This window comes from Mycobacterium sp. E796 (assembly GCF_001672815.1).
GTDB lineage: Bacteria > Actinomycetota > Actinomycetes > Mycobacteriales > Mycobacteriaceae > Mycobacterium.
Genome location: NZ_LZKK01000089.1, coordinates 23530 through 29872 on the forward strand (window position 1 = coordinate 23530; position 6343 = coordinate 29872).

Genomic DNA, 6343 nt, shown 5'->3' on the forward strand with positions numbered 1-6343 from the left:
CAAGACGGTGGCGTGCCGCTGCCTCCCGGCTCTGCCGGGGCTGGCAGCAGCCGCTAGCGGTAGCCTGGACTTTTGCAGCTTCGTGTATCGGGGAAGGACCTGGCCGACGAGGCCGATGATTGATGAACCGGAAAAACGTGATTCGCACCCTCACGGCGATCGCCGTTGTGGTGCTGCTGGGTTGGTCGTTTTTTTACTTTAGCGACGACACCCGCGGTTACAAGCCCGTCGACACCTCGGTGGCGATGGCCCAGATCAGCGGCGACAACGTCAAGAGCGCGCAGATCGACGATCGCGAGCAGCAGCTGCGGTTGACCCTGAAGAAGGGCAACAAGGACACCGACAACTCCGACAAGGTCATCACCAAATACCCCAGCGGATACGCGGTCGACCTGTTCAACGCGCTCAACACCAAGAACGCGAAGGTCAGCACCGTCGTGAACGAGGGCAGCATCCTGGGCGAGTTGCTCGTCTACGTGCTGCCGCTGCTGTTGCTGGTGGGCCTGTTCGTGATGTTCTCCCGCATGCAGGGCGGCGCCCGGATGGGCTTCGGGTTCGGCAAGTCCCGGGCGAAGATGCTCAACAAGGACATGCCCAAGACCACCTTCGCCGACGTCGCGGGCGTGGACGAGGCGGTCGAGGAGCTCTACGAAATCAAGGACTTCCTGCAGAACCCCAGCAGGTACCAAGCACTGGGCGCCAAGATCCCCAAGGGCGTGCTGCTCTACGGTCCGCCCGGAACCGGCAAGACGCTGCTGGCCCGCGCCGTCGCCGGCGAGGCCGGGGTGCCGTTCTTCACGATCTCCGGCTCCGACTTCGTCGAGATGTTCGTCGGCGTCGGCGCCTCGCGCGTGCGAGACCTGTTCGAGCAAGCCAAGCAGAACAGCCCGTGCATCATCTTCGTCGACGAGATCGACGCGGTCGGCCGTCAGCGCGGCGCCGGGCTGGGCGGCGGCCACGACGAGCGCGAGCAGACGCTCAACCAGTTGCTGGTCGAGATGGACGGTTTCGGCGACCGCGCCGGCGTAATCCTGATCGCGGCCACCAACCGCCCCGACATCCTCGACCCGGCGCTGCTGCGGCCCGGCCGCTTCGACCGCCAGATCCCCGTCTCCAACCCCGACCTGGCCGGCCGTCGGGCCGTCTTGAGGGTGCACTCCAAGGGCAAGCCGATCGCCCCGGACGCCGACCTGGACGGGCTGGCCAAGCGGACCGTCGGTATGACCGGCGCCGACCTGGCCAACGTCATCAACGAGGCGGCGCTGCTGACCGCCCGCGAAAACGGCACCGTCATCACCGGCCCCGCACTGGAAGAGGCGGTGGACCGGGTGATCGGCGGCCCGCGCCGCAAGGGCCGGATCATCAGCGAGCAGGAGAAGAAGATCACCGCCTATCACGAGGGCGGGCACACGCTGGCGGCCTGGGCGATGCCGGACATCGACCCGGTCTACAAGGTGACGATCCTGGCCCGCGGACGCACGGGCGGGCACGCGGTGGCGGTGCCAGAGGAAGACAAGGGCCTGCGGACCCGCTCGGAGATGATCGCCCAGCTGGTGTTCGCGATGGGCGGGCGCGCCGCCGAGGAACTGGTGTTCCGCGAGCCCACCACGGGCGCGGTGTCCGACATCGAGCAGGCCACCAAGATCGCGCGCTCGATGGTCACCGAATTCGGGATGAGTTCCAAGCTGGGCGCCGTCAAGTACGGCACCGAGCACGGCGACCCGTTCCTGGGCCGCACCATGGGAACGCAGGCCGACTACTCCCACGAGGTCGCCCGCGACATCGACGACGAGGTGCGCAAGCTGATCGAGGCCGCGCACACCGAGGCCTGGGAAATCCTCACCGAGTACCGCGACGTGCTCGACACGCTGGCCGGTGAGCTGTTGGAGAAGGAAACCTTGCACCGGCCCGAGCTGGAGGGCATCTTCTCCGGCGTCGAAAAGCGCCCGCGGCTCACCATGTTCGACGACTTCGGTGGCCGCATCCCCTCGGACAAGCCGCCGATCAAGACGCCCGGCGAGCTGGCCATGGAGCGTGGCGAGCCGTGGCCACCACCGGTCGCCGAACCGGCCTTCAAGGCGGCCATCGCCGCGGCCAGCGAAGCCGCCGAGGCCGCCCGCGCGGAGGCCGACAGAAACGCCCACGGCCCCAACGGTTCTCACGGCGGCCAGCCGGGCGGCAATCGGGAGCCCGCTCCGCACGGCCCCACCCAGCCGGACTACGGCGCCCCGGCGGGCTGGCATGCGCCGGGATGGCCGCCGCCCCCACAGCACCAACAGCAGCCGAACTACTGGTATCCGCCCGCGCAGCCCCCGCAGCAGCCGTACTGGCCGCAGCCGGTGCCGAGCTACCCGGGGCAGCCGGTCCCGCCGGCCCAGCCGCCCTACCCGCCGTATCCGCCCTATCCGCCGCCCGGTCAATCCCATCCGGATGCCGGCAAGTCTCCGGAGAAAGAGGATGACGACGTGAGCCGGTCCAACCCACCGGCGCACGGCTGACGAAACGGAGGATCCGAATGGCTCTCCCGGATTTGGAGCCCGATTTAGGGTCGGTCACCCCCCAACCGACTCCGCGCATCCGGGCGTTCGACCAGCAACGCGCCGAGGCGGCGGTCCGCGAACTGTTGTATGCCATCGGGGAAGACCCCGATCGAAATGGCTTGCAGGACACCCCCGCCCGCGTCGCGCGCGCATATCGGGAGATGTTCGCCGGGCTTTATACGGACCCCGACAGCGTCCTGAACACCATGTTCGACGAGGACCACGACGAGATGGTGATCGTCAAGGAAATCCCGCTGTACTCGACCTGCGAGCATCACCTGGTCTCGTTTCACGGGGTGGCCCACGTCGGCTACATCCCCGGCCGGGACGGCAGGGTGACCGGCCTGTCCAAGATCGCCCGACTGGTGGACCTGTACGCCAAGCGGCCCCAGGTTCAGGAGCGGCTCACCAGCCAGATCGCCGACGCCTTGGTGAACAAGCTCGATCCGCGCGGGGCGATCGTCGTTGTCGAGGCGGAGCACCTGTGCATGGCGATGCGCGGCGTCCGCAAGCCCGGCGCCGTGACGACGACCTCGGCGGTGCGCGGCATCTTCAAGACCAGTCCCGCCTCCCGGGCCGAAGCGCTCGATCTCATCCTGCGCAAGTGAGTCCGGCGCCCGTGCAGGTGATGGGAGTCCTCAACGTCACCGACGATTCGTTCTCGGACGGCGGGCGCTATCTCGATGCCGACGACGCCGTCGCCCATGGCCTGGCGATGGTCGCCGAGGGCGCGGGCATCATCGACGTCGGCGGCGAGTCCACCCGGCCCGGGGCCGTCCGCATCGACCCGCGGGTCGAGGCGTCGCGCGTCGTTCCCGTCGTCAAGGAGCTTGCGGCACAGGGTATTACGGTCAGCATCGACACCATGCACGCGGACGTCGCGCGGGCCGCGCTGCAGAGCGGCGCGCGGATCGTCAACGACGTGTCCGGCGGTCGCGCCGACCCGGCGATGGCCCCGCTGCTCGCGGAGGCCAGCGTGCCGTGGGTGTTGATGCACTGGCGGCCGGTGTCGCCCGAGCGCCCGCACGAGGCCCCGCACTACCGCGACGTGGTGGCCGAGGTCCGCGGTGAGCTGCTCGCCAACGTCGACGACGCGGTGGCCGCCGGCGTCGATCCCGACAAGCTGGTGATCGACCCCGGCCTGGGATTCGCCAAGACGGGACAACACAATTGGGCGCTGCTGCACGCGCTGCCGCAGCTCGTGGCCACCGGGATTCCGGTGCTGCTGGGCGCCTCCCGCAAGCGGTTTCTCGGCACGTTGCTGGCCGGACCCGACGGGTCGCCGCGACCGCCCGACGGGCGCGAGACGGCGACCGCGGTGATCTCCGCGCTGGCTGCCCTGCACGGGGCCTGGGGAGTGCGGGTGCACGACGTGCGCGCCTCCGTCGATGCCCTCAAGGTTGTCGAGGCCTGGACTCAGAATGGCTGATCGAATCGAGTTGCGCGGCTTGGCCGTTCGCGGCCGGCACGGGGTCTTCGAACACGAGCGCGCCACCGGCCAGGATTTCGTCGTCGACATCACGGTGTGGATCGACCTGGCCGACGCCGCCGCGAGCGACGACCTGTCCGACACCTACGACTACGGCGCGCTGGCGCAGCTGGCCGCGGACATCGTCGCCGGGCCGGCGCGCAAGCTGATCGAAACGGTCGGGGCCGAGATCGCCGAGCGGGTGATGGACGACGGGCGCGTGCACGCCGTCGAGGTGGTCGTGCACAAGCCGCAGGCCCCTATCCCGCAACAGTTCGCCGACGTGGCCGTCGTGGTGCGGCGGTCGCGGCGCGGCGGTCGCGGTTCGGTGATCCCGGCCGGTGGGGCAGTGTGAGCCGCGTCGTGCTGTCCATCGGGTCCAACCTGGGCGACCGGTTGGCCCGGCTGCAGTCGGTCGTCGACGGACTCGGCAACGCCGTCGTCGCGGTGTCTCCCGTCTACGAGACGGATCCCTGGGGCCGGGTGGATCAGGCCCCGTTTCTCAACGCGGTGCTCGTCGCCGACGACCCCGCGTGCGACGGGCAGGCCTGGCTGAGCCGGGCGCAGGAATTCGAGCGGGCGGCGGGCCGGGTCCGCGGCGAGCGCTGGGGCCCGCGCTCGCTCGACGTCGACCTGGTTGCCTGTTACGCCGACGGCGACACGGAAGTGGTCACCCGCGAGCCCAACCTGACGCTGCCGCACCCGCTGGCCCACCTGCGCGCCTTCGTGATGGTGCCGTGGCTGGCCATCGAGCCGGACGCGCGCCTGACGGTGGCCGAGGGGCGGCGCCCCGTCGCGCAGCTGCTCGCCGAGCTCGACCCGGCCGACCGGGCCGGCGTTCGGCTGTCCAACCTGACGCTCGAGCTCGACAGAAACCCGGAATCGGACGCCTGATGGGCCCGACCCGCAAGCGTGACCTGACGGCCGCGGTGGTCGGCGCTGCGGTGTTGGGCTACCTGCTGGTGGTCTCGCTGTATCGCTGGTTTCCGCCCATCACGGTGTTGACCGGGCTGCCGCTGCTCGGTGTGGCCATCGCCGAGGCGCTCTGGGCGCGTTATGTGCGGGTCAAGATCAACGACGGCGAAATCGGCGCCGGGCCCGGCTGGCTGCACCCGCTAGCGGTGGCGCGCAGCGTGGTGGTGGCCAAGGCGTCCGCCTGGGTGGGCGCGCTGGTGCTGGGCTGGTGGGCCGGGGTCCTGGTGTACTTCCTGCCGCGGCGGTCGTGGCTGCGGGCGGCTGAGCACGACACCCCCGGCACGGTGGTGGCCGCCGTCAGCGCGCTGGCGTTGGTCGTCGCCGCGCTGTGGCTGCAGCATTGCTGCAAGTCCCCGCAGGATCCGACCGAGCACGGCGAGGGTGCGGAAACCTGACGCTCCCGGTGGGACGGCGATCGACCGGGTTGGGAATCGCCGGTGCCGCGCGACACGCGGAGTGACCTCGCGCAGGTACTCTCAGGCCATGACCGTTCTGTCCCGCGGCGCCCGGGTTCGGCGCGGCGGCCGCAGGCCGGGGTGGGTGCTCTTGACGGCGTTGCTGGTCCTCGCGATGGGAGCCAGTTCCGCACTGGTTTTCACCAATCGGGTGGAACTCCTCAAGCTCGCTGTAATCCTGGCGCTGTGGGCCGCAGTCGCCGGCGCCTTCGTTTCGGTGCTCTACCGCCGCCAAAGCGATGCGGACCAGTCCCGCGTCCGGGACCTGAAGCTGGTCTACGACCTGCAGCTGGACCGGGAAATCTCGGCCCGCCGCGAATACGAGCTGACCGTGGAGTCGCAGCTGCGCCGCGAGCTGGCATCCGAGCTGCGCGCCCAGGCCGAGGACGACCTGGCGGCGCTGCGCGCCGAACTGAGCGCCCTGCGTACCAGCCTCGAGATCCTGTTCGACACCGACTTACAGCAGCGCCCCGCGATCGAGACCCACGAGACCGAGGCGCCCCGCGGCCGGGCGTACAGCGAGTGGGAACGCAACGGCGAGAGCAACCCGGATTGGGTGCCCAGCGATCGCGTCGCGTCGGTCGCCCGGGAGAACCCACCCGGCCACCCGGACGAAGCCGCGATCATCGACGTGCCCGAGGAGCCGCTGCTACCGCCCCGACAGCCGCCACCCCCGCGCGAGCGGTTCCAGTACGACGTCCGCCAAGACGCGCGGTACGTGGTCTCCCAGGAGCCGCCGTACATGACGCCGCCGCCGGCGCCGGAGCAGCCGCGATACGAGCAGCGCCAGCCGCCGCCCCCGCCGCGACCAGAGCCGCAGCCGCAGCCGCAGATGCAGGACTGGCAGGCCCCCGCCGCGGGTGTCGAATCGCCGGGCGGGCGGCGCGCCCGTCATTACGGCGCCG

General features: G+C 70.3%; 7 protein-coding genes. All 7 read left to right on the top strand.

The features are described from left to right. Window positions 1–122: 122 nt before the first annotated feature. Window positions 123–2498: an ATP-dependent zinc metalloprotease FtsH gene (gene ftsH / locus A5706_RS07680; RefSeq protein WP_068128770.1), complete on the top strand. Its 2376-nt coding sequence runs from the start codon at window positions 123–125 to the stop codon at window positions 2496–2498. Window positions 2499–2515: 17 nt separating this feature from the next. Beyond that, window positions 2516–3148 carry a GTP cyclohydrolase I FolE gene (gene folE / locus A5706_RS07685; protein WP_068128772.1) on the top strand — a complete coding sequence of 211 codons (633 nt, stop codon included), beginning with the start codon at window positions 2516–2518 and terminating at the stop codon, window positions 3146–3148. Beyond that, the gene (folP, locus tag A5706_RS07690; RefSeq protein WP_156767009.1) at window positions 3145–3969 is read left to right on the top strand and encodes a dihydropteroate synthase; all 825 of its coding nucleotides are present in this window, start codon (window positions 3145–3147) and stop codon (window positions 3967–3969) included. Before folE ends, folP begins: the two co-directional genes overlap by 4 nt. Next, window positions 3962–4363 carry a dihydroneopterin aldolase gene (gene folB, locus A5706_RS07695; protein ID WP_068128775.1) on the top strand — a complete coding sequence of 134 codons (402 nt, stop codon included), beginning with the start codon at window positions 3962–3964 and terminating at the stop codon, window positions 4361–4363. The genes folP and folB overlap by 8 nt, the downstream gene beginning before the upstream one ends. Then, window positions 4360–4902 (top strand): 2-amino-4-hydroxy-6-hydroxymethyldihydropteridine diphosphokinase, encoded by a 543-nt coding sequence (folK, locus tag A5706_RS07700; protein ID WP_068128777.1) that lies wholly within the window; start codon window positions 4360–4362, stop codon window positions 4900–4902. Before folB ends, folK begins: the two co-directional genes overlap by 4 nt. Further along, on the top strand, window positions 4902–5378 hold the full coding sequence (locus tag A5706_RS07705; RefSeq protein ID WP_068128779.1) for a DUF3180 domain-containing protein: 477 nt from the start codon (window positions 4902–4904) through the stop codon (window positions 5376–5378). The genes folK and A5706_RS07705 overlap by 1 nt, the downstream gene beginning before the upstream one ends. An 88-nt stretch (window positions 5379–5466) precedes the next feature. After that, a partial coding sequence (locus tag A5706_RS07710) for a DUF6779 domain-containing protein (RefSeq protein ID WP_369831821.1) occupies window positions 5467–6343 on the top strand: 877 nt, incomplete at its 3' end.